We start from the raw sequence: 25,739 nt of genomic DNA, 5'->3' as shown, positions 1-25,739 counted from the left end.
TGGATCTCGTAGATGAGCTCGCCGTTCACTCGTTTGTCGCACGCCAGCTCGTGCGCAAGCGCGACGTTGCTCGTCATTACCGCTGCTGCTGTCGCCAACCATCCCCAACGCATGACATCCCGCCCCTGATTCTAGAAGTGATTCAACTGTCTTCAATTTGTGATATGGTTTGTGTTCGAGGTCCACGAAGTCTCGTCAGTAGCGGACGATGAACTCCGGGAACAGGAAGACCTGCTCTCCAAATTCGACCAACGAGCGTGCGAGGTCGATCTCGACGACCACCTTCTTGCGCAGCCGGAGTTGTTCGGCATCCGCGAGCACCGAGATCGGTGGCCCGTTCAGGTCGAGCAGTTGGGACTTGCCGTCGCGCTCGATCACGCCCGCTGGATGGAACTTCACCTTGAATGAGACCTTGCGCGCGTCGGGCGGAAGGTCGAAGGTGGACACCGCCCACGCGCTCTGGTCATTACCGAGATCAATCTCACTGCCGCCCCGCTGTACCGGAAACGGCGTCCCGTCGACCGACAACTCAATCGTTGAGACCTGCACGCGCACGGGACCGGCCCCCCTGACGCCCAGCAGCCGCACCGAGACGGACCGCGATGTGTCTTCCCCCGGTGGGTCGCTCGACGTTGTTTCGTCGACCTTTGCGTTACCGCAGGCGACGATGGTCAAAGCGAGTGCAAGCCCAATACTCTTCTTCATGACGTCCCTCCCAGCCAGGCGGCCAATCCGCTGGCTGGTCGGGGCGTAGCACCGCATATGCCAGAGGAAGGCCCACCCCGTGGACGCAGCGACGTGTCCGCCATGGACAGACATTCACCCCGTGGGGATGGCGGATTTGCTGGGTCGCGCGATACTCCGGGGGGCGCTTGCGCGAGGCTCTCTCCCGGGGAACTCTTTTTCACACAAGCAGAATCGAGTCGGTCACGGGTGGAGGCTGAGCCTTCCATTCACCTGTCGTCCACCCACTGCTCGGGGAGGGGGGTGGAGCAGGACGTAGAGGGCGACCCCACGCTACAGAACAGGTGCTCCGCGACGGCGCTTCGGTTCGCGTCAGCGGTCCGGGCAGGGGATGAACCACGGCTGATAGGAGTCCGTGTCGTCCGCGGCGCGGAAGTAGATGCGGTCGCCCACGCGCGTGAAGCCATCCGCGCGGGACGACGCCGGGCCGGGCCTGATGTCCACGAGGGGCCGGGTCGTCGCGACGGTGCCTCGCGTGAACCAGGGCTCATGGTCCGAGCCGCTCGTCGCGGCGACGAACAGCGCGTCACCGGCGCCCGTTGGAAACAAGGGCGAGTAGTACTCATCGCCCAGGCTCAGCCCGTTGGAGAGGGCGCGGGTTCCCGCCGCGGTTCCATCAGAGACCCAGAGGGTCACCAGGCGAGGCGCGGGGCCGAGGGTGGCGATGGCCACGGAGAAGTAGAGCCGGTCTCCCGAGACGGCCATCTGTTGCAGATAGGGGTACGCGGCCTCCTGTCCCGCATAGGGGTTGGGGAGGGTGGTGACGGAGGCCTTGCCACCGCCTGCCAGGGAGAGACTCTGGATGCGCATCAGCGCCGTCTCGCTGTCCACGGAGGCCACGTAGACGGTGTCGTCCAGCGCCCCCAGCAGGAAGACGGGTTTGCCGAAGGCGTCCAGCCGGACGGTGCCCGAGGCCGTGCCGTCCGTCTTCCACACCTCCGTGTTCGCGCCGTCGTTGAACAGGAACAGCCCTACGGCTCCGGCCTGTCCCGTGGTGCTGTAGAAGTAGACGACCTGGGCGTCGACCTTCTTGACGAGCACGGTTCCGCTCGCCGTCCCGTCGGTCCGCCAGAGCGCGGTGCCTTGCTCCGGTGAGATGAGGAAGAAGAGCAGGTTGTCGCCCACCCGCAGCGTCACATTGCCGAGCATCGAGGCGGTGCCGAAGTTCGCGAACCGCACCGTGCCCGCGTCCGTGCCATCCGAGCGCCACAGCTCCACCTGGGGATTGCCGGGGGCGAAGCCCCACTGGCGCAGGAAGGTGAGCTTTCCGCGCTGCTCGGCGACGGCCGCCAGGTAGGTGTCTTCGGGGCCGGGAGTGAGGTCCTTGACGAGGTGGGTTCCCGCCTCGGTTCCGTTGCTGACCCACAGCTCCCTGCCTGTCCCAGGCTCGTCGAACTGGAAGAAGACCTGGTTGCCCACGGGGAACAGGTTTCGCAGCGGGGGGGACGCGACTTGCGCTGCTGGGAATGCCTTGACCGGGACGGTGCCGGCCTCCGTGCCGTTGCTTCGCCACAGGGTCGCGCTCCCGTCGGACAGGTTGGTGGCGAAGTAGAGCGTCCCCCGCACGTCGACGAACCACTCGGGGTAGGGGCCAGTGATGGACGTCCCCGACCCCGGAGGGATGACGATTTTCAGGCGAGACGCGGGTCCAGGACACGCATGGAGTGGCGCCTCGCGAGTGCCTTCGGCCGTGCGGGGCGTCATGGCGACTGCCTGTCCCGCGAGTCCCAATCCCAGCAGGACACACCAATGCCTTGCTTGCATATTCCGTTTCCTCTCCGGCCCAGAACCGACAGAGGGTGGGATGTGCTGCCCCGTTTGCCAATCCGGCGTCGAGATGAGCGTCCATTCGGGAGTGGACACTGGGACGACTCGTCTGGCGGAGCCCTCGAGGAGCCAGGGGGCTCCAGCGCCTCGACACGCCTCGCTGAATCCACTCTGATGCCCGTCGAGGTGGAACACATGAGGAAGCAGGGTCCCTTCATCGCTGTCGCGTCCACGGCCGTCCTCCTGGCGACCACGGGCCTGGCGCGTGACACGAAGCCCGCGCCGGAGCCCGAAGTCGCCTGTGCCGGGACGGCCGAGCTCACCGAGCAGCTCGTCAACGACGCGGCGCAAGGTGGGCTCAAGGGCGTCGCGACACGTGGTGACCTGCTCGTCGGCAAGCTGAGCTACCTGCGCGAGCCTCGGGAAGCCGCCGAAGCCGCGAGCGGCATGGTGCTCTTCATCAAGGGCCCGAAGGGCTGGCGCGCGGTGGTTCCGCGACATGAAGAGGAGGAGGTCGGCCTCTTTGTGACACCTTCGAGCCGCAAGGTCATCGTCGTCACCCAGCGACAGATTGGAGACCCGGGACAGTCGTTCACCGTCATCCGCTCCGACGACGACTTCGCCACCGCGACGTGCGCGACGCTGGGCTTCCCCCGGGAGTTGAACCAGCCCACGTGGAACGGTGAGTACCTCGAAGTCCACGACCTCGACATCAGCGCCCGGGGTCGAGGAATGCTCATCGGCTCGGCGGCGCTGGAGCGCACCGACGAGAAGCCTCGCACGCTGTGGTTCTCCTATGCCACGCGCGATGACGGCCGCGCCTGGGGGCCTCCGAAAAGGCTGGCGAAACAGCAGGCGGCCCCCAATCTGAAGCATCCCCTCATTTTCGATTTTCCCTCTGAGCTTGCTCGCTCGGCTGCCCATGCGTTCTCCGAGGGGAGTCTTCAAATGAGGGGATGGCTCAGGCCCCCAATGGCACACTCGTTCCGGCCAGCCTGGTGGAGGCCGCTGCCCTGGAGGCGGACCTGCGCGCCTTCGTGGCGCGGGGCCGCGCTGAGCCGTAGGCGTTTGCTCTCCTGGAACGCGCGGGAGGACGGCCCCGCGCCTCAACCCAATCCGAGGCGTGCGTAGTTTTGCAGTGCGCCTGGAGTGTCCCCCCCGGTGCGCTGAAGGCCTCTTCCTTCGTGTGTGAATGGTCCGCCAACTATTACGGGCACGGAATAGACACTCTACTGGCGGCTTGCTCTGCTCACTTCTTCACCTCTCCCAGCGCGCAACGCCCAGGTGGTTCCAAGGCCTGGACGCTTTTGGCTAGAACCCCGGGTATGACCGTCGCCCCATTTCGTCTGGGTATGCTCATCCCAGAGTTCCCCACGCAAACGCATGCCTTCTTCTGGCGGGAGATCACCGCCCTGCGTGCCGCTGGGGTCGAAGTGCACATCTTCTCCACGCGGCGCCCGGTGGAGGGTTGCCCTCACGAATGGGCTGAGCGCGCGGCTGCGGAGACGACGTACCTCTTCCCGCCGCGACTCACGTCGGCGCTGCTTTCGCCGAGGGATTTCCCTGGCATGGCCCAGGCGCTGACGTATGTCTCCAAGCTCTCGGTGGACCTGAAGCAGAAGGCGCGAGCCCTGGGAATGCTGGCATGCGCTGTGGACTTCCTCCACTACGCGCGCGAGCGGAAGCTGGACCACATCCATGGTCATTCCGCCGCTGACGCCGCGCACGTGCTCGCGATCTGCAGAATCCTCGGCGGTCCTCGCTACAGCTTCCATCTTCACGGCGACCTTCCGGTGTACGGAACGGACCACGCCGCCAAGGCCTGGGATGCCACGTTCGTGGCCGCCGCCGCGCGCCCCATGCAGCGTGAGCTCATCAAGGACGTGGGCCTGCCGCCGGAGCGGACCTATACCCTGTGGATGGGCGTGGACACCGACCGCTTCAGCCCTCCGGCCCAGCGCACGGAGTCTCCCCGGGGCCTCCACCTCGTCTCGATTGGGCGACTGCACCTCTGCAAGGGGCACGTCCACACCTTCGCGGCGCTGCGCAAGGCCTTGGACCGGGGGCTGAAGGTCCACCTCACGCTGGGGGGCAGGGGGCCACACGAGCAGGAGATCCGCCAGTCCATTGCGCGCTTCGAGCTGCGGTCGCACGTCGACATGGTGGGGCCGCTCGGAGAGGCCGCGGTGATTGACCTGCTGCACCGGGCGGATGGCTTCGTGCTCTCCAGCATTGGTCTTGGCGAGGCCTCTCCCGTCGCCGTCATGGAGGCGATGGCCTGTGGCGTCCCGCCGGTCTGCTCCATCATCGGGGGCACGCCGGACATGATTTCCGACGGGACGGATGGACTGCTGGTGGCCCAGGGGGATGAAGAGGGATTGGCGAACGCCTTCCTCCGGCTCGGGCAGGACGCCGCGCTGCGCGAGCGGATGGCGGGTGCCGCACGAGAACGTGCCGTGCGCTCCTTCGACTATCGCGAGACCAGTCGTCGCTTGCTGGAGGCCATCCAGGTCTCGCGCGCGCCGCTGCATCAGGCGGCATGGCAGGGGACTTCCCCCCGTCCTGATCAAGCGGCGGCCTGAGGCGTCCGCGACTCGAGCAGGCCGCGAATACAGGCGGCCTTCAACTTTACGCGCTCAAGTAATACTTGTTTTCCAAGCAACTCGTTCCTGAGCGGTAAGAAAATCCATTCGTCACACATCACCGAATGGGTTTCCCCTCACCCCTGGAGCGACATGAGAAGACAATTCCTGGCACTCGCCGTGTTGACGCTGGCTGTTACCAGCGCCGCCGCGGCGGACCGCATGAATCCCGCGGACCTGCGCCGTGTGACGAAGGCGCGTGAGCACCTTGTTCCCGCCGTGGCGAAGGAGTTCGGACCCAAGGCCCGGTTCATCCACCTCTTCGGACAGGGCAAGGGAATGCTGGCGGGCGTCGTCGCGGAGATTCCCGCCGAGCCCCTGGGCACGGACGAGCTGCCACTGCTGGCCATCGTCCAGTACGACGAGGCCACGGGCGCGGTGCGCGTGGTGGACCGTGAGTTCAAGTACCGCGAGGCCCGAACGGTAGGCCCCGAGGTGGCGCTGCTGGATGGCGAGGGCAACCTGCGCCTGCGCGATGCCAACGGCCGCGAGCGACTGCTGGCCCAAGGCGTGGGCGGAGACCTGTTTCCCACGGCGAAGGGCGACGCCCTGGTGGCCACGCTGGCGATGTCTCGAGGCCCCAAGCACGAGACGTCCGTGGGAATCATCGACATGAAGGGCCGGGTGAAGGTGCTGGCGGATGGCCCCGGCGTGGACGCGACGCCCAGCATCTCTCCGGACGGAAGGACCGTCGTCTTCGTCTCCGGCCGCACCACCGTGGCGTCGTTCTACGTGACGGACGTGGACGGCACGGCGCCGAAGCAGCTCACCAACATCGGGATGGACAGCACGATGCTGTATGGCGGCCCGCCCAAGGGCTTCGTGCCACCGCCCGTCTCCAGCCACCACATGGAGTGGGTGAGCGACGATGTGCTCCGCTACAACGCGGGCGGCGGTGAGTTCTGGAAGCTGAACGTGCGCACGGGCGAAGCCTCCGCGGACCTGGGGGGTGACAAGTGAAGCGCGCGATGCTGAAGCAGCTCACGGTGGCGCTGGCCTGCTCGCTGCTGGCCCTTCCAGCCCTGTCCTCCGCGCAGACGATGTTCCGCTTTCCCGCGTCGCAGCTCGCGGACCAGTGTGGCAACGGCGGCTGCACCGTGAGCGCGTACAAGGATTACGGCGGCCGGGACTACGCCTGTGGTGGCGTGCGCTACAGCGGCCACACGGGCACGGACTACGCGCTGGTCGGCGGGTTCAGCAAGATGGACTACGGCGTCTGGGCGATGAATGCCGCGCGGGGCTACATCGAGTCCAACGTGGATGGGTATTACGACCGGTGCAACTACTGGAACCAGTCCAATCCCTACGCCGCCTGCGGAATCTACACGGCCAACTACATCATCATGCGGCACCCGGACAACACCCAGACCTGGTACTGGCACCTGAAGGCCTATACGCAGCAGTTCGCCCGGGGCACGACGCTCGACTGCGCGTATTGGATTGCGCGCGTGGGCTCATCGGGTGCCTCCACGGGGCCGCACCTGCACTTCGAATACTGGGTGCCGGGGTACGGCACGGATGACCCGTACGCGGGCTCCTGCGGCACGCCGTATACGCGGTGGACCTCGCAGGGCGCTTATCGAGGGCTGCCCGGCATCGCCTGCCAGTAGCGGCGGTGTGAGAGGCGTTGTTCCGGTGTGAAGGCGGCCCGCCCAGGCACATGCGCTGGGCGGGCGCGCGCAGGGACTACCGGGTGCAGGTATAGCGAACGATGCAGCCGCCCACGTACACCGGGGTGATGATGCCGTCCTCACAGAAGCCAGGGCCCGGGTAGACGGGGTTGGGACAGATGGCGTTGGCGGCGACATGCGGAACGCAGTTGAAGCCGACCAGGCACTTGCCCGAGTAGATGGGGTAGAGGTCGCCGTCCTCGCACAGCGGAGGCATCACCTGCGGGCAGATGGGGGAGGGCGCGGGGCCCACCGCCTGGCCCGCGACGGTCTCCTCCGGAGTCTCCGTGACGGGAACTTCCGGACCACAACCGACCAGCGCAAACAGGCCGCACACCACTGCGAGACGTCCAAGGCTGTTCATCTGTGAACTCCGTGACAGGCCCGCCAAAACGGCGGGAGTACGGAGCGTCTACCAGTCTCGCTGGGGTCCGGTAAACCCGGGTTACCTGTACGTGTATGACGCCTACCGGTGATACGCGTGTAGGCCCACCTGTGAATGTCCCTGAAGCCGCATGAAGGGAGCGGCGGAGCGCGGCGGATGAACTACAGGCAGTCGCCGCTCAGCGGGCCGAGGCTCAGCGGGCCCATCTTCCAGCTGTCGTCTGCTGGAGTCGGTTCTCCGTCTGGCTCGAGCCGTACCTCGAAGAAGAAGCGCTGGCCCTGGTCGAAGTAGTACTTCCCCGCCAGCAGCTTCCACGGACGCGCCGGCTTCTTGTCCGGCGTGATTTCCACGCCACTGCCCAGCGGGCGCCACTTGCCGGTCGAGTGCTCGGACATGTCCTGCTGGGTTTCCATGACGCGCTTGTCCGCCGCGAGGGTGATGCTCTTGGGAATCTGCCCGGGCTGCAGGAACCACCAGTCCGACGTGGTGCCGAGCACCTTCTCCTGGATGCCCTTCTCCTTCACGAAGACGGAGATGGCCTTGCGCCATTTCTTGTACTCGTCACTCGCCTTGAGTGCCTTCAACCCCTTCGAGTCCTCGTCAATCTTCGGCAGGAGGGCCTGGGCATCCTTCTCCACGGCCACCGACAGGTCGGCCAGCGCCAGATACATCCAGTTGCTCTCGAAGGCGCAGTAGTCGAAGTCGTCGGCGTCCTCCTTGCCCTGGTTGAGCAGGGTGGTCGTCCGCGCCCGGTTGAGACGGGCGAAGGCGTTGGAGGGGTCCTGCTTCAGCGCCTTCTCGAAGAGGGCATGGGCTTTCGCGTAGTCCCCCTTGTTGTACGCCGCGAAGCCCTGGGCGTTGGCGTCCGGTGCCTTGGCCAGCACGGGCCTCGTGAATCCCAGACTGAGGAGAAGGAACAACGATGCTCGGGTGGGCGCGGTCAGGAAGGTAGCCATCACGCCCACGTTCTCTAGCACACTCCGTGCGTCCCGAAGTCATCGGTGGAGGTGCCCGGCTCGCTGCGTCGACCGTGGAGTCGTGGCTACCACGTGCCCCTGCTCTCGGTGGCGGTGGGCGCTCCCTCGGGCCGCTGGTTCGGCGCGGTGGAGGCTCCACCACCGGGCCGCAGCGCGTTCTGGCCCAGGCGCGAGAAGTTGATGGAGTTGCTCAGGATGCGCACCGCCTCCTGGTCCGCGTGGAAGCCCATGGAGTTCTCCGCCTCCACGAAGTCCAGGTAGAACTGGGCGCGCTTTTGATAGTCGCGCGCCTTGGCCAGTGCGTCCTCGGGCAGCCCTGCCTTCTGGGCGCTCTCGAGGTCGTGGATGAGGTCCACCAGTGCATCCATGGCGATGTTGCGCGTCTCGAAGGTGCGCGTCTGGATGGTCTCCGCGCGGTTGAGCAACTCCGCCTCGCTCCACTTGTGGCACGTCTGGCAGGCGCGGTTGATGTTGAGCAGCGGGCTGCGCACGTGGTGGTCGCTGATCTTCATCGCCCCTTCGCGCTGGTAGGGCATGTGGCAGTCCGCGCAGGCCACGCCGCTCTTCGCGTGGATGCCTTGGTTGTACAGCTCGAACTCGGGATGCTGCGCCTTGAGGGCCTTCGCGCCGGTGAGCTTGTGCGTCCAGTCGGTGTGCCCGTCCTCGTCGTAGTACGCCATGATCTGGTCGATGTTGATGCCCTTGGCCCAAGGGTAGGTGAGGCGCTTCTCCTTGCCCTTGAAGTAGTACTCGACGTGGCACTGCCCGCACACGTACGTGCGCATCTCCTGGCGGGTGGCGTGCTCATTCACGCGGAAGTCGGGCACGCCCTGGCTGGCCTTGAGCGCGGCGATGCCCTCGATGAAGCCGGGGCGCGTGACGCGGAGCTGCATCGTGGCGGGGTCGTGGCAGTCGATGCAGGAGACCGGGTGCTCCACGAGCTTGCGAGCCTCGGCGAAGGGCATCTGGTTCATCTTCTCGAAGCCCTTGATGAGGTCCCCCTCGCCCAGCTTCTTGTAGGGCACGTACACGCTGCCGTGACAGTGGATGCAGGTGCCCGGCTGCTGCGTCACGTGCTGACGCTCGGTGAAGACCTGGTCATCGAGCATGTGCGCGTGGCCACGCTCCTCGCGGAAGTCGGTGGCGAAGGCGTAACCGCTCCACATGGTGACCAGGCGCGGGTCCTCCTCGAGCCGGCTCTGCGCCACCACCGAGCGGGGGTCCGCCTGGGTGGGCGTGCGCGCCACCGCCTCGCTGCCGCCGTAGCGGGTGCGCTGCTGGTCCACGGTGCGCTTGTAGCCGTCGTACTGCAGCGGGAAGTTCTTCCCCCACACGGCGGGGTCGGTGATGGTGTCGTCGAGCTCCACCACCCGGTAGAAGGGATTCCGCGCCTCCTGCTTGCGCTCCATGATGTTGACCAGGAGCGCGGTGACGCCCGCCGCGGCCAGCGCCGCCGCGACAGCGACCGCGACCACGAGTCTGGTGCCGCTGAAGCTTCGGCGCTTCTCCGGAGCCTTCTCGGGCTCGGTCATCGTGCGTTCTCCTTACGGATGAGCTCGGGGTTTCCCGAACCTTCGGGATGGCCCACGGAGTTGTGGCAGGTGAGGCATTGCAGTTGCTCGCTCGGGGCCACCTGCTCATGGCCCGAGGGGGGCGTCTCGATGGCCTCCACGATGGAGGCGTGGCACTTGCGGCAGGCGTTCTCCGTCACCACGCGATTGCCGGGGCGCAGGCGGATGGGGTCCGGGAAGGTCCCGGTGGTGAAGTAGTAGGAGTGCCAGAAGCCGTTGCTGGCCTTCGTGTAGTACTTGGGCAGGAAGCCCGAGGGCGTGTGGCAGTCGTTGCAGGTGGCCACCGCGTGGTGGCTGCTCTTGCGCCAGCCGTCGTACTGCTCGTTCATGATGTGGCAGTTGGCGCAGGCGGCCGGGTCGTCTTGCAGGTAGGACGAGCCCTTCGCGTACACGAAGGTGAAGCCGCCGAGTCCGACCGCTACACCGATGGCAATCCCGAGGACCACGGCCAGGAGCGTGCGGGAGGCGAAAGGCACGCGGGCAACCTAGCAACGCTCGCGCTACGGGGAAGGAGATTGTTTCATCAAGAGATGGATGGAGCTGCTTGCCGGTTCGAGATGCCTGTGAATGCGCGCAATGTTTGCGTATGTCTCTTGGCTCGCGCAGCTTTTGCGCGCCGCGCGTCTCTTGTCACGTGGCGCTCTGCCGCCCTGGCGCTTCGGGCTCCGTCTTCCTGGCGACGGCGAGCCAGGTCACTCCACCGAGCTGGACCATCCCGTCCCGTCGATGGTGCTCGCATTCGCGGGCCACGCCCTCTTCCCAGGCGCGCTGCGCCTCGGGCGGCAGCTCCGCAACGAGCTTCGCGACGGGCCCTCCGAATGTTCGAATCCAGTGCGCGACTCCCGCTCCATCCGTGGCTTCCATCACGGGGACATGCATCGCCTCGACGTGCTCCAACGTGAACCCGCTGTGCGCCAGCAGCGTGCGCAAGCGCTCGGGGTCGGAGAAGCGGAACACGCCAGGGGCCGAAGTATCGATGGGGGGAGGTTGGGCGAAGGGTTCGATGCTCTTGCGTGGCAGGGACACGTACTCCACCTGCTCCAGGTCCGCCCAACAGGCGCATACCAGGAGTCCGGAGGGGCGCAGCGCCTGCCATACCTGTGCGAGCGCGCGCTCGGGCCGGGCCATGTACATCAGCCCCCAGCGCACGGTCGCCACATCGAACGACTGCGCTGGCAGGTCGAGCGCCTCCGCGTCCACGGCGCGAAACTCGATGTTCGAAAGGCCCTGGGCTCGCGCCTGCTCCCGCGCGGGGTCCAGCATGCCGTCGACCAGGTCCGTGCCCAGCACGAAGCCAGTGGGGCCCACTCGCAGCGCGGCCCGGAGGGAGGGCTCGCCCATGCCCGAAGCCAGGTCGAGCACCCGCATCCCGGGCTGGAGGCACGCCAGGTCGAGCATCCGCTCGCTGACGGACGCGGTGAGGCGGGACTCCATCTCATGGTACCGGCGGACGATGGCGATGCGCTCGGACCAGGGAGACTGCTGCGGGGAGCCGATGGCTGTCATGGGATGGATGGGGCGGGGTTGAGCGTGGAGCGGCCGGCCCTACTTCGCCGAGCACCCGCGCGTCTGCACCGTGGTGCCATTGCTCTCCAGGACCCCCTCCAGCGTCCAGAAGCCGTTGACCTTCTCTCCCTGGAAGTGGAGCACGCCGCGTCCGGTCGAGCCTGCTATTGGCATCCACCAATCCACGCGGCCAGACGTCGCGGACCACACCTGACTCACCCGGGGGACCTTCAGGTAGCCGTGGGACCAGCCCCACCACGCCGCGTCGATGGGCTCGCCCAGCAGGTCGCGAGCCTCCGCGCACGCGGCCAGCCTTTCCAGCGCTGCCCTGGGCGCGCCACTCATTCTCAGCTTCACCCTGTCATACGCCTGGAAGGCCACCGCGAGGACCAGCAGCCCCAGCACGCCCTGGAGCGCGCGCTTCGAGAGGCTGGCTGGACGGGTGGGGGACGTGCGCATGAGGCCAGTGTCCTCCACCCTTTCCGGAGTCGGCAACCACGCCCTGGCGCTTCGGGCTCCGTCCTCCTCGCGCCAGCGAGCATGGAGAGGGTGGCTTGTATTTTCTCCTGCTCGGCGTGGGCGCCGAGGGCGTGCGAGGACGGATTCTGACCTGAGTCCCCGCAGGCCGGCCCGGGTTACTTGTCCAGCACCACCACCGGCGCGAAGCCGCCGTAGATCATCCGCGCGCCGTCGAAGGGCATCGGGTTCTGCTCGGGGCTCATGCTTGGGTCCTTCATCATCTTCTCCATGCCAGCGTCGCGCGTGGCCTTGTCGGGCCATTCAATCCAAGAGAAGACGACCGTCTCATCGTCCTTGGCCTGCACGGCCCTGCGGAAGTCGGTGAGCTTGCCGCTCGGCACGTCGTCTCCCCAGCACTCCAGCACGCGGAGGGCCCCGTACCCGATGAAGGCGGGGTCGGCCTTGCGGGCATGTGCGATGAACTTCTCCTTGTTCGCGGTCGGCACAGCGATGACGAAACCATCGATGTAGGACATGGGGTGCTCCTCTGGGAATGAGAGGACGCCGGCAGGGCGCCTTCAAGAGCGCGACGATTGGGCGGTGCCGAGATCGACACGAATCGCTCCGCGGACTCGTGAATCTGGCGACGAAGACGCCTCCGCGCGCCATGCCGGGGACAGATGTCGGACTTATCGCTCAGAGGGAACCTGAGCTTGTGTAGGACGGAGACGTCTGGCGGCGGAGCATCTTGAGGAGGCTCTCGTCGCGGACGCACCGCCACTCGCTGCTAGCGCAGCGCCGCGAGGGCCGCGCCGACCTTCGCCACCGTCACCGACACGGGCGTCGTCACCTCCGGAGCGAAGATGGCCACGCGGAGCTCCTCGAAGGTCCACCGCAGCGCCTGCGCCGCCTCCTGGTCTCTCACGGTGGCGGACCTGGCGAGGAAGGTCTCCCACAGCGGGGTGAAGGGCTCGGCCTTCCCTGCGTCCTTGCCTGGGTTCGCCACCGCACGCGACAGCCGTGCCTGGGCCGCCCGGAGGTAGCGCGGGTAGTGCATCAGGCGCGCGAAGGGAATCCACTCGATGAGGTTTGCGGGGAACAGGTGCCCGAGCTGCGCGCGGATGTCCCGCACGGCCGCCGAACCGCTCGGCCCCTTTGATGCGGTCTTGAGTGCGGCGAGCGTCGTGGCGAGCTCCGAGGAGGTGACCACGACGGCGTTCGCCCAGTCCCGAGCCGCACCCTCGATGCGCGGTGAGCCGTCACGGACCAGCGCCTCGAAGGCCACCTTCGTGCGAGGCAGCGGCGCACCCGGTGCGAGCTTGAACGCCTCGTCGACGCCGCGTGCGAGGACGCTCGCCCGGAAGGCGTCGGCCTGGCCCCGCGCGGGAGGCGCGCCGTCCAGGGACGGGAAGGGTGGCGGCATGCGCGAGGCGCTGACGGCCACGTGTCCGCGCGCGGCGAGCATCAGGAGCCGGCGGACCCCCGCGCGAGTTGCCGCGTCTGCTGCGGCGGAGGTCTCGAGCAGCACCAGGTCCACGGCGGCGCCCCGGTCGACGAGCGCGGGATAGCTGCGGACCTCGAGCCCGCCGACCCGCCGGGTGACCACGGAGGGCAGCTCGCCGAAGCTCCAGGCCGTCAGCCCCTTGCGCTCCCAGTCCGAAGTCGGTGCCGCGCTGCGCAGCGCCGCTCGTGCACGTCCCCCGTACTGCTCGAGCAGCGCATCGGCGTCGCGGCTCCGCGCGAGCTCCGTTCCCCGCTCGTCGAGCACCCGGAGCGTGATGCGCAGGTACGGCGCCACGGCATCCGCCCGGAACGACTCCTCGGGCATGTCCACGCCGCACAGCCGGGACACCGCACGCGCGAGCGCTGGAATCATCGGTCCGCGGAAGGGCACCAGTTCCTTCTCGAGACGGTCGACCAGGGCCGGCACCGGGCCCAGTTGCTTGCGCTGGGCGCGGGGGACCTCCTCGAGCAGGGCGGTGAGTTTCTCCCGCTGCCACCCGGGGATGGTCCAGTCGAGCTCACCGGGGACCAGCTGGGCGAGCAGCAGCAGCGGCACGCTCAGGGTGATGCCGTCGTCCTCGGCCGAGGGGTCGAAGGTGTACGTCACCGGCACGGACGCGCCGTGCAGGGTGATGGTGTCCGGGTAGTGCGCTGGGGACAGGCCCGGGTCGTGCGAGAGGGCATCCTCCATCGAGAGCACGAGCACGTCGGGGTCGGCCGCCTCGGCCTTGCGGCGCCAGACCTCGAAGCCCGCTCCGTCCGTCACGTCCTCCGGGAGGCGCTGGTCGAAGAACGTCAGCAGTGCCTCGCTGTCGAGCAGCTCGCTGCGCCGGGCCTTGTCCCGCAGGCGCGCCACGCGCTCGAGCACCTGGCGGTTCTTCTCCTGGAACGCCCCCCGGGTGCGGTACTCGCCGCGCACCAGGGCATGTTCGAGGAACATCAGCCGTGCCCGGGCGGGGTCCATGCTGGCCAGGGCCACGGGGCGCTCCTTGAAGACCTGGAGCCCGAAGAGGGTCGCGTTCTCCTTCACGACGGCGCGCGCGGACTTCTCAGACCAGTGCGGGTCGGAGTAGCTGCGCTTGAGCAGGTGGGGGGCCGCCGCCGCGAGCCACTCCGGGTCGAGCTTCGCCACGGTGCGCGCGAACAACTGGGACGTCTCCACGAGCTCGAACGCCATCACCCAGGCAGGGGGCTTCTTCGCGAGCGCCGACGAGGGGTGGACCATGAAGCGCGTCTGCTTCGCGCCCGTATACTGGCGCTGCTCAGGATTCCACTGGCCGATGCGGGACAGGAGCCCGGTGAGGAGCGCCTGGTGCAGGAGGTCCCCGCGCGCCGGGGCGCCCCGGCCCTTGCGAGGCAGGCGCAGCTCGCGGACGGTCTCCTCGAGCTGGCGCTGGACGTCCCGCCACTCGCGCACCCGCAGGAAGGACAGGAAGTTGTCCCGGCACACGCGCCGCAGATGGGATGTGCCCCGGCTGTCGGCCTCGCGCACGAATGCCCACAACTTGAGGAGCCCCGTGAAGTCCGAGTGCTCGTCACGGAAGCGCCGGTGCAGCTCGTCCGCCTTCTGCGCGAGCTCCCGTGGCCGCTCGCGCGGGTCCTGCAGGTTGAGCGCCGCGGCGACGATGAGCACCTCGTCCAGGCACCCGTACTCGGCGCCGGCGAGAATCATCCGCGCGATGCGCGGGTCCACCGGGAAGCGCGCGAGCTGGTGCCCGAGCGGCGTCAAGGTGCGCTCCTTGCCCTCGATGGCCCCGAGCTCCTCGAGCACCCGCCAGCCCTCGGCGATGGCCCTCGGCTGGGGCGGGTCGAGGAAGGGGAAGTCCTCGACGTCACCGAGGCCAAGGGACTTCATCCGCAGGATGACCCCCGCGAGTCCAGTGCGCTTGATTTCGGGGTCGGTGAAGGCGGGCCGCGTGGTGAAGCTCACCTCGTCGTAGAGGCGCACGCAGATGCCCTCGCGCACGCGTCCGCAGCGCCCCTTGCGCTGGTCGGCGCTGGCCTGGGAGACCGGCTCGATGTGCAGGCGCGTGGTGCCCGAGCGGGGGTCGTAGCGCGACAGGCGCGCCACCCCCGTGTCCACGACGTACACGATGCCTGGGATGGTGACCGATGTCTCCGCGACGTTGGTGGCGAGGATGACGCGGCGCTGGGGGATGGTGGCGAAGACGCGCGACTGCTCGGCGGCCGACAGGCGCGAATACAGGGGCTGCACCACCGTGCCGCGGAGATCGCGCGCGTTCAGGGCGTTCTCTGTCTCACGAATTTCGCGCTCCCCAGGGAGGAACACGAGGACGTCCCCATTCGGGTCGAGCGAGAGCACGTTCGCCACCGCATCGGCGACGGAGTCGGTGAGCTCGTCGTCCTCGGGGGGCGGCTCGTAGAGCACGTCCACCGGAAAGGTGCGGCCCTCCACCTGGATGACCGGAGCTCCTCCGAAGAACTGCGAGAAGCGCTCGGTCTCGATGGTGGCCGAGCTCACCACGACCTTGAGGTCGGGGCGCCTGGGGAGGAGGCGCTTGAGCCACCCCAGCAGGAAGTCGATGGTGAGGCTGCGCTCGTGGGCCTCGTCGAGAACGATGGTGTCGTAGCGGCGCAGGAGCGGGTCGCTGTGGATCTGCGCGAGCAGGACGCCGTCGGTCATGAACTTCACGGCTGTCTGCCGGGACGAGCGGTCCTCGAAGCGAATCTGGTAGCCGACGTCCGTGCCCAGCTCCGTGCCGAGCTCGCGAGCCACGCGCGCCGCCACGCTCGTCGCGGCGATACGCCGGGGCTGGGTGACGCCAATCTGGCGCGGACGGCCGCGCCCCATGGCGAGCAGGACTTTCGGCAGCTGTGTCGTCTTCCCCGAGCCGGTGGCCCCCGCGACGATGACGACCTGGTGGGCGGAGATGGCCGCGGTGATGTCCTCCACCCGGCTCGAGATGGGGAGCTCGGGGGGGAAGTGCAGGGTGGGCACGCCGCCGGGGGCGGGGACGGGTGAGTCGCCGGACATGGCCGCATGGAGTAGCACTGAAGCGCGCGCTCCGCCCCTGACGAATCGTGTGGCACGTGAGCGCCCGCGGCAGCCTGAAAGCACGGGGGCCGGAAGGCCGCTGAGCTTCCAGCGTCTCCCGGCCCGAGTGCAGTGTCCCCGACGGGAGTCGAATCCGTGGGCCAAGGCGATAGGAAACCCAGGCAGGACGCGCTGTTACCCCCTATCTCCTTGATTTCCTTCGGGTTCATCATCCCGCCCCGTCCCACGCTGTTCCCTGGTGTGCCCCCTCAATCCACGCTGGAGGGGCACACTGGGGGCACATGGCGGCTCTTTCGCTGTCAGGCAGGGCCGTCCAGCACCGGCGGCAGGAGACCTGCCCTTGAAAGCAACTCACGCACTCGCTTCGCCAGCGCCAAGTGCTCGGGGTTGGTCACCGTGAAGCGCTCGGGGGTGAGGACCACCAACGTACCTTTGCCTTCGACCTGCTGAATGCGCACGGGAGCCGGCAGCGGTGGCACCGTCCCACGTCGCAGGGACAAGTATGTGACCCAGCCGACGAACGTCCCTGTCCTGGCCTCATCCGAGAGCTTCTCGCGATGATCCCACGAAGTGGCGAGCGCCCAGTCCGCGTCCCAAGCCGATGCCATGCAGCTCACCACACGGGGCAGCACGGGAGCCGCGATTATCCGTTCCGCGTTCGCTCCATGCTTTGGGAGCGTCATTACGCACGAGTTGGGAACCGCCTCCGAGTAGGAGCCACACGTGAGTCGCAGATCCGCACCATCCGCACCAGCTCCCCCGTTGCCGAACCAGAAGCTGAAGCCCAGTTGCTCGATGACCGGGCCACCTCGTTCACGGTTGACGCCACGCCGGAACTGCTCGGCAAGAGTCGGCACGTCTGGCGGCATCAGCGGGTACTTTTGCGCGTCCTTGCGTGACTTGGTGGGCTTGTACCAGTGAGCAAGAAGCGGGTCGCACTCAGCCAGGAGGCTGAGAAAGTTTGCCGTGCGCAAGGCACAATCTTCGGGGGACTCCTTACGAGGCCCCCAGTAGGCGCCGGCATAGTAGGTCTCGGCATTCGGAGCGTCCTCGGGTGTTGTGACCATGTTGTTCTTCCCTCAGAGCGCCGGAGTGTGAAGGACATTTATCCCCTCGATACCCGCGCCGTCCAAGAGCCTTCGGAATGCGGAAGCTGCCTTGGCTTCAGCCACATGCCATTCAATCAGGATGCCCAGGCCACGTACCTTCGTGGTTTGCCGCCTTGTAAGAGCTCGCCGTCCCCCGTCGTGACCAGCGCGACCGAGTCGTGAGACGTCCTGTCGTAAGAGTTCGCCGTGCCCCGTCGTGACGGGCTCCAGCCTCTCGTGAGACCTCCTGCCGCCACACGCCAGGAGGTGGTCCGTGGAGTTGGAAAAGGAGTTGGAGCAGTTCCGCCAGGAGGCGCAGCGGTTGAAGGCTGGACGGCGGAGTGGCTCGTTGCCGTTCCCCGAGGCGCTGCGCGCCTTCGCGGTGCGCTACGTCGAGCACACGGTGAAGACGGGCGGGGGGATGGCCGAGGCGTCGCAGAAGCTGGGCGTGTCCGAGCCGACGCTCTACGCGTGGCGCAAGGGCAGGCCCGCGGGGCACCCGCGCGAGAAGGGCAACCGTCAGAGTGCGGCGCTGGTACCGGTGCGCGTCACCGCACGCAAGGCGGTCACCGACGCAGTCCGGACGGGGATGCAGCCGGTGGTGCTGGTGTCGCCAGGGGGCTGGCGAGTCGAGGGACTCAGTCTGGAGGCCGCGGCGCAGTTGCTGGGGAGACTGGAGTGCTGACGCTGACGCGGGCGGTGCGCGTCTTCGCGTACGCGGCCCCAGTAGACATGCGCAAGGGCTTCGATGGCCTGGGGGCCCTCGTCGAGCAGCAACTGGAAAGGCAGCTTCTCAAAGGCGACGTCTTCCTCTTCGTCGGCCGGTGCCGGAAGCGGGCCAAGGTGCTCCACTTCGACGGCACGGGCCTGGTGCTTCTCACCAAGAGACTCTTCCGGGGACGCTTCGCCAGGCCCTGGTGCGAAGAGGGCGCGCAGGCGGTGGAGCTGACCGTGAGTGAGTTGTCTCTGTTTCTGGAGGGCTGCGAGCTGGCCGGACGGTGGCGGCTGTCGCCACCGGTGGTGGACGAGAAAACGCTTGCAGTAGCGCCTGCTTTGTAGCACCCAGCAGGTAGTCATGGTGCGCGTCGAGCAACTGAGCGACTTGGAGACGGCGAAGCAGGTGGCCACCCTGCTGGAGGCGGAGAATGCCCGGCTGCACCAGCGTCTCGAAGCTCTCGTCGCGGAGAACGCCCGGCTCAAGGGCGAGGACGCCCAGGAAAAGCTGCAGCTGGAGCTGATGGGGCTGAAGGAGCAATTGGCCCTCCTGCAGCAGCGTCTCTTCGGCGCCTCCAGCGAGAGGCTCGGCGACAAGCCTCCGAAGCCCCCGCGAGCCAAGCCGCGGCGCGGCCATGGCCCGCGGGCCCAGCCCGAATTGAAGGTACAGGAGGTGGTGCTGCCATTGGACGAGGCGGACCGGGTGTGCGGCCTGTGCGGTAGCGGCCTGCATGCGTGGGAAGGCCAGACGGAGGACGGCGAGGAAATCACCGTCGTCGAGAGAAGCTTCCTGCTGCGCCGCGTGAAGCGGCAGAAGTACCGCTGCGGCCACGGCTGTGCTCCGGTGACGGCGCCCGCCCCGCCGCGCCTCATTCCAGGCGGCCGCTACTCGGTGGACTTCGCCGTCCACGTGGCCCTCATGAAGTACGGCTTCCACCTGCCACTGGCCCGACAGGAAAGGCTCTACGGGCGCGAGGGATTGGTGGTGGAGGCGCAGACGCTGTGGGACCAGCTCGACGCACTGGCTGGCCACCTCCAGCCCAGCTACGAGGCGCTGCCCGCGCATGTTTTCTCCTCGCCCCTGGTGCACGCGGACGAGACGCACTGGTACCTGCTGGAGAAGGGGCCCGGCACGAAGTGGTACGCGTGGACGGTCGCCTCGCCCGACACCGTCTACCACCGCATCCTCCCCAGCCGCTCCGGGGCAACGGCTCGCACGGTGCTGGGCGACTACGCGGGAGTCGTCCTGGTGGATGGGTATGCGGCGTACCAGACGGCGACGAAGTCGGGCGCGGATGGGCCCGCGCCGGCAACCCTGGCTTTCTGCTGGGCGCATGTGCGCCGCAAATTCTTCGAGGCGCAGAAGGTGGCCCCTGCCTGCAAGCAGGGGCTGACTCTCATCGGCGAGTTGTATGCCATTGAGGCGGACCTGCCGGGCTGGTACGCGCTGGGCGGGGAAACGCGCCAGGCCGCGCTTGCGCACCGGTGCGCCGTGCGCCAGCAGAAGTCCGCCCCCGTGGTGGAGCGCATCCGGGAGTGGGCCCTGGCGCAGCGAGCGCTGCCCGGCAGCGCGTTTCGCAAGGCCCTCGAGTACATGCTGGGGCTGTGGAGCGGACTGACCCTCTTCCTCACCCACCCGCAGGTGCCGCTCGACAACAACCACGTCGAACGCCAGTTGCGCGACATGGTGCTGGGCAGGAAGAACCACTACGGCAGCAAGTCCCAGCGGGGCACCGAGGTGGCGGCCCTCTTCTACTCCCTCGTCGAGACGGCACGCCTGCGCGGTGAGGACCCGGGGCACTACTTGCGGCGCGCTGCACTGGCCGCCATTGAGAACCCGGGCACCGTCACCCTCCCGAAGAGCCAAGGCTGACGACCGCGTCCGCCGCCCCCCCGGTGAGGTCAGCTCAGTGCCCAGACGGGGCACGGCGAACTCTTACGTCCGAGAGAGGCACCCAGGTGGCCGCCCTCTTCTACTCGCTGATTGAGACGGCGAAGTTGCGCGGCGAAGACCCGGGGGACTACCTGCTGCGCGCCGCCCTCGCCGCCATCGACAACCCCAGCACCGTCACGTTGCCGAAGAGCCACGACTGACCGTTGGCCGTCCAGCGCGCGTCGGCATGGTCAGCGCTACCCGCCGGTAGGGGGCACGGCGAGCTCTTACGCGATGACCGGCTGAAACCGCCGACCAAAAAAGGACCAAACCGGAGCGTATAGGCAGGATAGAGGCCATGTTGAGGGTGAGGGCAGGAGCGGAGGTGTCGTGGAGGGCCGCTGACTGGGGCCGCCCGAGCAGTAAGGAGCATAGGAAGGACAAGAGCCCTATTGGGCGTAGGAGCATAGGAAGGACAAGAGCCCTATTGGGCGTAGCGGACGGGAGCAGAGCGGGAGGTGAGGGACGCTGACGGGGAGCCCATGAGCCGCACTCCGGGTCTTCGCACAAGCCCTTCATCTCCAGCTGTATGAGGCGGTGAGGGACAATCTCGCCACGTTGCTGGTGGAGGCGAGCGAAGTGGGGCGTGGCCTCCCCCGGTATGTGGAGCGGGACTTCACCCGGTACCTGGAGTGCGGAGTATTGGCGCACGGCTTCGCGCGGGTGCGTTTTGAGAGTTGTAAGGACGGTCAAACAGCGAGCGCTGAAGATCGTGGTGATGGGAGCCGCCAGGGCAAGTGCGCTCACGCTGCCGATGGTGAGGACGGTCTCATATGGCGGACGAGCCATGACGGTGCGGTTGTAGGGGGGACCACGCTCCGGAAGATCACCTGCGGTCTTCGACGTGTTTTTCGAGGCGATCAGGTGACTCTTCTCTGACCTTGGATGGGGCCGCTGCTGGGCATAGCCCCGCCCCTCTTCAGGGAGATTTCTCTTCCCTTCCCAACGGGTAGATGATGCAGAACGTGGCCCCGCCGCCCCAGCCGTCCTGGCGATTGGTGAAGACCACCTTGGCCGTGCAGGCCTGAGCCCAGCTGAGCACCGTGCCGTCCGGCAAGGGCGCGCCGTTCAGAGCCTCCAGCACCCGATTGGCCGTCCCGTCGAGAGCGTCGGACGTGATCCAGGTCGCGCACGCCCAGGATTTGGGGTTTCGGACGTAGGTCAGGTCGCCAGCGCTGGCCGTGTCGTTGAAGTAGACGAAGCCGCATGCATCGCCGTGCCGCCGGTCGTCGGCGACGATCTTAACCGCCAAGGGCGCGGAGGATGGGCTTTTGCCCAATCCCGCCTGGATTTGCTCGAAGACATTCAGGATGCCGTCGTTGCCACCTTCGCCCGACGAAAAGGTCGAGCATCGCCAAGCGGTCGGCGAGAAGAGCGGACGGTCCTGTTCCGGCCCATCGCTCACAATCGGATAGAAGAGTGCCTGGTTCGGCGCTTCGTTTCCGTCGTCTTCACGGTTGGCCATGAGCGGTTGGCTCAGCACCGCCTGCGCGGATGAGAGCGTTCCGCCGGCCGGTAGAGGCGCGCCACTCATGACGGCGGCGATGATGTCCGGCGACTGGGTCGACGGCCAGACCGCATAGGTCCAGCCGGAGATCGTCTTGGGAATGGCGGTCTCGTCCCACGCCGGATCGTAGAACAACCAGCCTCGCGCCGGCGTATGGCGGGCGTCACAGGCTACCGGCTTGGACATCGTGGCCCAGCTGGCCTGGGCATTGAGCGCGCCAGTGATTTTGGCGAGGACGTTCTCGATGCCCTGGGAGTCGGCGCTGCCGTCGGACCAGTCGAGCCAGGCGACCGGTCCAACCGGGGGCGGAGGCGGCGGAGGAGGTGGCGGCGGGAGCGCGGGTACCGCGATCGTCGACAGCGCGCTGGCAATGGCGCTACCGTCGGCCATGCGCGCCACGACACTGGCCGTATAGGCTGCCCGTGGATCCGACGGCGGCAGCGGCAGGCCTGTCCGGGGCGAGCTGACGAGAACCACCGGGCCCGTATAACTCGCCCCGGTCAGCCGGGCCTCGTAGCTGTCGGCGCCTTCAACTAGGTTCCAGGAGACGTCGACCTGTCCCGCGTCCCGGACCGCGGTCAGGCCGGTGGGCGCGTCCAGCGCGCTGATCGGCCAAGGCGTCGACAGCACGCCCTGGGTCGGACCGTCATTGGCGAACACCAGAACCACATATTGCGCCGGCGCTGGCGACAGGGGCGATGGCAAGGCGATCGACACGGAGGTTTCCTGGGTCGTGACCGAGACCACGGGATTGGCGGTGTCGGGCAGCAGGCAGAACCCGGCCACGTAGCCGCTGGCGTTGGTGGCGGGGGTCCAGGCCACCGAAAGCGCGCCGGGCTCGCCAAACTCCCCGGCCACATAGCTCAGGCTTGTGATCGTCGGGGTCGACGGCGTCGCGCCGCCACCGCCGCCACCGCCCCCGGCGGGCCAGCCGGGCCCTGGCGGCAGGCCCGAGCCGCCGGAGCCGCCCCCTCCGCCCCCGCCCCCACCGCCGCCGTTGGTGGGATAGCCCCTGCAGATTAGGGTGGTGGCGAGCTTCTTCAGGACCTTCGGCGCGACCACCATGCCCAGGAATTCCACGGTCTTGACCGGATCGTTCGCCAGAGCCTCGGCCAGGTTCACCACGGCGTCGCCGAGGCGGTCGATGAGCCAGTCGAGCAGGTCGCTGAAGCTGGTCGGCGCCGGGGTCAGGGGCACGACAAAGCTCGGCGCATCGACCGTCAGAGACTGTCCGAGGACCGTGAGAGTGTAGCTGCAGGTCAAGCTGACGCCGAACTGGCCGTTCTGACGGGCCATCCCCACGCTGACATCGAATTTGGTGGTGACCGTTTCCTGGAACACCAGGTCCACCAGGCTGCCACAGGCCGCCTGGCCATGTTGCTGGATCGCCTTCTGGATTTCCTGCACCAGGGCCTCGGGCCCCGGAAAGTTCGGCAGGTTCCACCCCGCCACCTGGAAGCCGTCGCTCTGGGTGTAGGTGAAGGCCAGCGGCGGCACGGGGAACGGCAGCCCGCCGCCGTCATAGGTGATCGTCGCGGCGAACTCGTAGGCGCCGGCGGTGCCTTTCTGCACCGTGACCTCGCCATCCACGAACCTGCTGCCAGCGAAGACGAAGCCGGCCTCGAGCGTGAAGCCGCCGCCGGTCTGGGCGCTCACCGAAGGGCCGACGGCGTCTGTCTTGCCGGTGATCTCGAGGATCTCGATCTTGATCGGCGACGGCAGGGCTCCCGTCACGGTCAGGCCCTTGTCGACCTGGGCCGAGACGTCGGCCACGAAGCCCAGGATGTCGATCCGGGTCTGGTCGAGATTGAAGCCGGGCAGGTAGCCATCCGTCCCGGCCTTGCCGCCGTGATAGAGCCGCATCGGCGCGGTGCTCGACTGGGGGGAAAACGAGATCGGCAGCAGGTCGCCCCAGTCGACGCCCGGCGCGATCCAGCCCAGGAGGTCGCCGACGGCCCAGCTCGCGGTGGAGGTCACGCCAATGGCGGTGAAGTCGCCGCCGTCGAAGGCGACGAAGCCCGATAAGGCGTGGCCGCCTAGAGACGCGCCGAGCGTGAAACCAATGTCCTTGGAGGCTCCGCCGGCGTTCAGCGAGAGGCCCCAGTGGGTGATGGTCACCCCCTGCAGGCCCAGCAGGTTGCTGTAGACCTGATCCGATCCGGCCGTGACGCTGATCGCCCCCGGCGTCGCGCCCTGCGCCAGGGTCACGCTCACCGTCGCGGTGTCCAGGGTCAGGGCCGGAAAGCCGGACGGCAGCGACCAACCGGTCAGACCCAGTATGGCGTTGAAGACCGCCGTGAGGTCGAGCGTCTGGCCGGCGGCCAGCGCGCCGCCGAAACGGGTCGCCCCGCCGCCCAGGGCCGCCGAGAGCGAAATCTGCGCCCCGACATCAAGGACGGCGGAAAGGCGCGCAATGGTCGCCATGATCAAGCGCCTTCAGCGCGATGGACATGGGCCGACGGCCTTCAACTGAAGACCCGCCGGGACCACGGCACCGAGAGCCTCAGGGCAGCGTGAAGGTGATGGTCGCGCCGCTCGCCACGGCGGCGGTCAGGGCGGCGCTCAAGGTCACGGTCGTCGCATCGAACTTGATCACCGTCGCGCCCGTCGCGACCCCGGTCCCGGTCACCGTCATCCCGTCCACCAGGCCCAAGGTGGACGCGAAGACCAGGGTGGTGTCGCCGGACTTGGCCGCTGCCGTGGTGGTTAGGGGCAAGGGCTTGGATTGATAATTGACTTCGATTTCGAGGTTGCTGAACGACAGCGGAAGACCGTCGATCGGCGCCCAGTTGGCCTTCCAGGTCGAACCGCTACCCGAACCGAACAGCGCGCCGATCTGAAAAGCCCCGTCGGTGTCGATCAACAGGTGGGAGACACCGATGTTGAGCTTTTCGAGGCTGCCCGGCAGATCGATGCCCGGAAGCCCCAGCGCCGAACCGACCCACTTGATGAAATCGCCCACATCGAGCGTGTTCTCCGGGGCGGTGTTCGGTGGAAGATCGTAGCTGAACACCAAGGCGTTGCCGTTCGGCGACGGCAAGGTCGCCGAGACCGGGATGGCGATGTTGGAGCCTTTCGGGTCGCCGATCACGATCGAGCCCGAGACTGTTGCCTGTGTCGTCATACGCTCCCCCGAGCGAACTGGCTTCACGTCGGTGAAGCATTCCTTGCACCGATAAGAGGCTCAACGCTCGCTAAAGGTCAAGTAACCGTTCACCGGCTCAGGCGGCGTTCGCGAGCGGAAGCGCTTCCAGCGAAGGCAGCAGAGAGGGCGTCGGAAGGCCGCGTCGGTGAGCGTGCAGCGTCTCGGTCAGGAAGGTCAGCGCGCCTCGCTGTTGCAGCTTGAGGGTCGTGACGGCCGTGAGGATGCGCTCCACGAAGCGACTGCCCTCGGGGCCTTGCGTGCCGAAGGACGTCTTGCGGTACATGACGGCGTGACGCAGGCATCTCTCGCCGAAGTTGTTCGTCGGCTCCAGGCCCGGCTGTTGGCGGTCATCGAGGAGCGCGGGAATCTGGTCACGTAGGTGGTCATCACTGGGTGCGGAAATCGGGTCATCGACGCAGGACGGCCCCACTGCCGCCCTGGAAGACAGAGCGGCGAGCGGGGCCGGTGGCCGAGAGAGCGGGAGGAGAGGGTCAGCCCTTCTTTGCCTTGCGCTCGGCGCGCGACTCCTCGGCGACGCGGCGGCGGTAGCTGTCGCCCTCGATGCTGATGATGCTCGCGTGGTGGATGACGCGGTCAATCAGCGCAATGGCGCAAGCCGCGTTGGGGAAGATGTTTGTCCATTCCGAGAAGGGCAGATTGGTGGTCAAGACAATCGGCTTCTTCTCATACCTGCGAGAGACCACCTGGAAGAGGAGGTCCGCGTTCCTGGCGTCGTAGGAGAGGTAGCCAATCTCGTCGATGACGAGCAGCGCGGCCTGGGTGCAGTAGTGCTTCAGTCGCCGGTCCAGGGCGCGAGCCGACTCCTGGGCTCCCAAATCCAGCAGCATTTGAGAGGCGGTGGTGAAGAGGACGCAGTGGCCCGCCTGGACAGCGTTGTAGGCGATGTTCTGGGCAATCATCGTCTTGCCCAGTCCCTGCGGGGCGACGAGGACGACGTTGGCGGGGCGCTCCATGAAGTCCAGGTCCAGGGCGCCCTCCACGGCTGTCCTGTCGATGCGCTTGGGCCAGCCCCAGTCGAAGTCCGCCATCGTCCGCATTGTCCCCAGGCGGCTGCGAGACAGGCGCCGCTCGACGCCGCGCCGGGCCCGGTC

Annotated in this window: 22 protein-coding genes and 1 pseudogene; 8 read left to right on the top strand and 15 right to left on the bottom strand. The window is 67.5% G+C overall.

Features of this window, described 5'->3' with window-relative positions; genetic code table 11:
- Window positions 1–195 precede the first annotated feature (195 nt).
- Entirely contained in the window at window positions 196–705 is a 510-nt protein-coding gene (locus tag LZ199_RS33805; RefSeq protein WP_253997885.1) for a hypothetical protein, read from the bottom strand.
- 351 nt (window positions 706–1,056) lie between these two features.
- A complete protein-coding gene (locus LZ199_RS33800; protein WP_253997884.1) occupies window positions 1,057–2,448 on the bottom strand; it encodes a hypothetical protein in 1,392 nt (463 codons plus the stop codon).
- 258 nt (window positions 2,449–2,706) lie between these two features.
- Here LZ199_RS33800 and LZ199_RS33795 point away from each other — a divergent pair, with 258 nt between their 5' ends.
- The 4 genes from LZ199_RS33795 (at window position 2,707) to LZ199_RS33780 (ending at window position 6,763) form a co-directional block, all read left to right on the top strand.
- The gene (locus LZ199_RS33795; protein WP_253997883.1) at window positions 2,707–3,642 is read left to right on the top strand and encodes a hypothetical protein; all 936 of its coding nucleotides are present in this window, start codon (window positions 2,707–2,709) and stop codon (window positions 3,640–3,642) included.
- A gap of 221 nt (window positions 3,643–3,863) precedes the next feature.
- Window positions 3,864–5,093, top strand: a complete 1,230-nt coding sequence (locus tag LZ199_RS33790) for a glycosyltransferase family 4 protein (RefSeq protein WP_253997882.1) — start codon at window positions 3,864–3,866, stop codon at window positions 5,091–5,093.
- Between the two features lie 153 nt (window positions 5,094–5,246).
- Window positions 5,247–6,113, top strand: coding sequence for a TolB family protein (locus tag LZ199_RS33785; protein WP_253997881.1), 867 nt, complete (start codon window positions 5,247–5,249; stop codon window positions 6,111–6,113).
- 8 nt (window positions 6,114–6,121) lie between these two features.
- Complete coding sequence (locus tag LZ199_RS33780) at window positions 6,122–6,763, top strand: M23 family metallopeptidase (protein ID WP_253997880.1); 642 nt, start codon at window positions 6,122–6,124, stop codon at window positions 6,761–6,763.
- 76 nt (window positions 6,764–6,839) lie between these two features.
- Here LZ199_RS33780 and LZ199_RS33775 read toward each other — a convergent pair whose 3' ends face one another.
- The 9 genes from LZ199_RS33775 to LZ199_RS33735 form a co-directional block, all read right to left on the bottom strand.
- Window positions 6,840–7,187, bottom strand: a complete 348-nt coding sequence (locus LZ199_RS33775) for a hypothetical protein (protein WP_253997879.1) — start codon at window positions 7,185–7,187, stop codon at window positions 6,840–6,842.
- 182 nt (window positions 7,188–7,369) lie between these two features.
- Window positions 7,370–8,164 carry a tetratricopeptide repeat protein gene (locus LZ199_RS33770; RefSeq protein ID WP_253997878.1) on the bottom strand — a complete coding sequence of 265 codons (795 nt, stop codon included), beginning with the start codon at window positions 8,162–8,164 and terminating at the stop codon, window positions 7,370–7,372.
- Window positions 8,165–8,250: 86 nt separating this feature from the next.
- Complete coding sequence (locus LZ199_RS33765; RefSeq protein WP_253997877.1) at window positions 8,251–9,717, bottom strand: ammonia-forming cytochrome c nitrite reductase subunit c552; 1,467 nt, start codon at window positions 9,715–9,717, stop codon at window positions 8,251–8,253.
- On the bottom strand, window positions 9,714–10,232 hold the full coding sequence (gene nrfH / locus LZ199_RS33760) for a cytochrome c nitrite reductase small subunit (protein ID WP_253997876.1): 519 nt from the start codon (window positions 10,230–10,232) through the stop codon (window positions 9,714–9,716). Before nrfH ends, LZ199_RS33765 begins: the two co-directional genes overlap by 4 nt.
- A 154-nt stretch (window positions 10,233–10,386) precedes the next feature.
- Window positions 10,387–11,262: a class I SAM-dependent methyltransferase gene (locus LZ199_RS33755; RefSeq protein WP_253997875.1), complete on the bottom strand. Its 876-nt coding sequence runs from the start codon at window positions 11,260–11,262 to the stop codon at window positions 10,387–10,389.
- A 39-nt stretch (window positions 11,263–11,301) separates the two neighbouring features.
- The gene (locus tag LZ199_RS33750) at window positions 11,302–11,721 is read right to left on the bottom strand and encodes a cytochrome c oxidase assembly factor Coa1 family protein (protein ID WP_253997874.1); all 420 of its coding nucleotides are present in this window, start codon (window positions 11,719–11,721) and stop codon (window positions 11,302–11,304) included.
- Window positions 11,722–11,897: 176 nt separating this feature from the next.
- Window positions 11,898–12,257, bottom strand: coding sequence for a DUF1428 domain-containing protein (locus LZ199_RS33745; protein WP_253997873.1), 360 nt, complete (start codon window positions 12,255–12,257; stop codon window positions 11,898–11,900).
- 251 nt (window positions 12,258–12,508) lie between these two features.
- A complete protein-coding gene (gene hrpA, locus LZ199_RS33740; protein WP_253997872.1) occupies window positions 12,509–16,219 on the bottom strand; it encodes an ATP-dependent RNA helicase HrpA in 3,711 nt (1,236 codons plus the stop codon).
- Between the two features lie 320 nt (window positions 16,220–16,539).
- Window positions 16,540–17,307 carry an immunity 52 family protein gene (locus tag LZ199_RS33735; RefSeq protein ID WP_253997871.1) on the bottom strand — a complete coding sequence of 256 codons (768 nt, stop codon included), beginning with the start codon at window positions 17,305–17,307 and terminating at the stop codon, window positions 16,540–16,542.
- Window positions 17,308–17,602: 295 nt separating this feature from the next.
- Here LZ199_RS33735 and LZ199_RS33730 point away from each other — a divergent pair, with 295 nt between their 5' ends.
- From LZ199_RS33730 to LZ199_RS46280, 4 genes are all read left to right on the top strand, one after another.
- Entirely contained in the window at window positions 17,603–18,013 is a 411-nt protein-coding gene (locus LZ199_RS33730; protein ID WP_253997870.1) for a hypothetical protein, read from the top strand.
- On the top strand, window positions 18,007–18,387 hold the full coding sequence (gene tnpB / locus LZ199_RS33725; protein ID WP_158627167.1) for an IS66 family insertion sequence element accessory protein TnpB: 381 nt from the start codon (window positions 18,007–18,009) through the stop codon (window positions 18,385–18,387). Before LZ199_RS33730 ends, tnpB begins: the two co-directional genes overlap by 7 nt.
- Window positions 18,388–18,403: 16 nt before the next feature.
- The gene (gene tnpC, locus LZ199_RS33720; protein ID WP_253997869.1) at window positions 18,404–19,915 is read left to right on the top strand and encodes an IS66 family transposase; all 1,512 of its coding nucleotides are present in this window, start codon (window positions 18,404–18,406) and stop codon (window positions 19,913–19,915) included.
- A gap of 86 nt (window positions 19,916–20,001) precedes the next feature.
- Window positions 20,002–20,136, top strand: a complete 135-nt coding sequence (locus LZ199_RS46280) for a hypothetical protein (RefSeq protein ID WP_256569632.1) — start codon at window positions 20,002–20,004, stop codon at window positions 20,134–20,136.
- Between the two features lie 758 nt (window positions 20,137–20,894).
- On the opposite strand, the gene LZ199_RS33715 is transcribed toward LZ199_RS46280, so the two are convergent.
- From LZ199_RS33715 to LZ199_RS33700, 4 genes and pseudogenes are all read right to left on the bottom strand, one after another.
- The gene (locus LZ199_RS33715; RefSeq protein ID WP_253997868.1) at window positions 20,895–23,906 is read right to left on the bottom strand and encodes a hypothetical protein; all 3,012 of its coding nucleotides are present in this window, start codon (window positions 23,904–23,906) and stop codon (window positions 20,895–20,897) included.
- A 79-nt stretch (window positions 23,907–23,985) separates the two neighbouring features.
- Window positions 23,986–24,633: a hypothetical protein gene (locus LZ199_RS33710; RefSeq protein WP_253997867.1), complete on the bottom strand. Its 648-nt coding sequence runs from the start codon at window positions 24,631–24,633 to the stop codon at window positions 23,986–23,988.
- Window positions 24,634–24,703: 70 nt separating this feature from the next.
- Window positions 24,704–24,964: pseudogene (locus LZ199_RS33705) on the bottom strand (IS66 family transposase); the annotation flags it as partial.
- Between the two features lie 154 nt (window positions 24,965–25,118).
- Window positions 25,119–25,739: ATP-binding protein (locus tag LZ199_RS33700; protein WP_253997866.1), on the bottom strand; the 621-nt coding region annotated here is incomplete at its 5' end.

It is taken from the genome of Myxococcus qinghaiensis (genome assembly GCF_024198215.1).
Lineage (GTDB): Bacteria > Myxococcota > Myxococcia > Myxococcales > Myxococcaceae > Myxococcus > Myxococcus qinghaiensis.
Note: the sequence above shows the minus strand (reverse complement) of the source record. Positions and strands in the feature narration are given on the sequence as shown.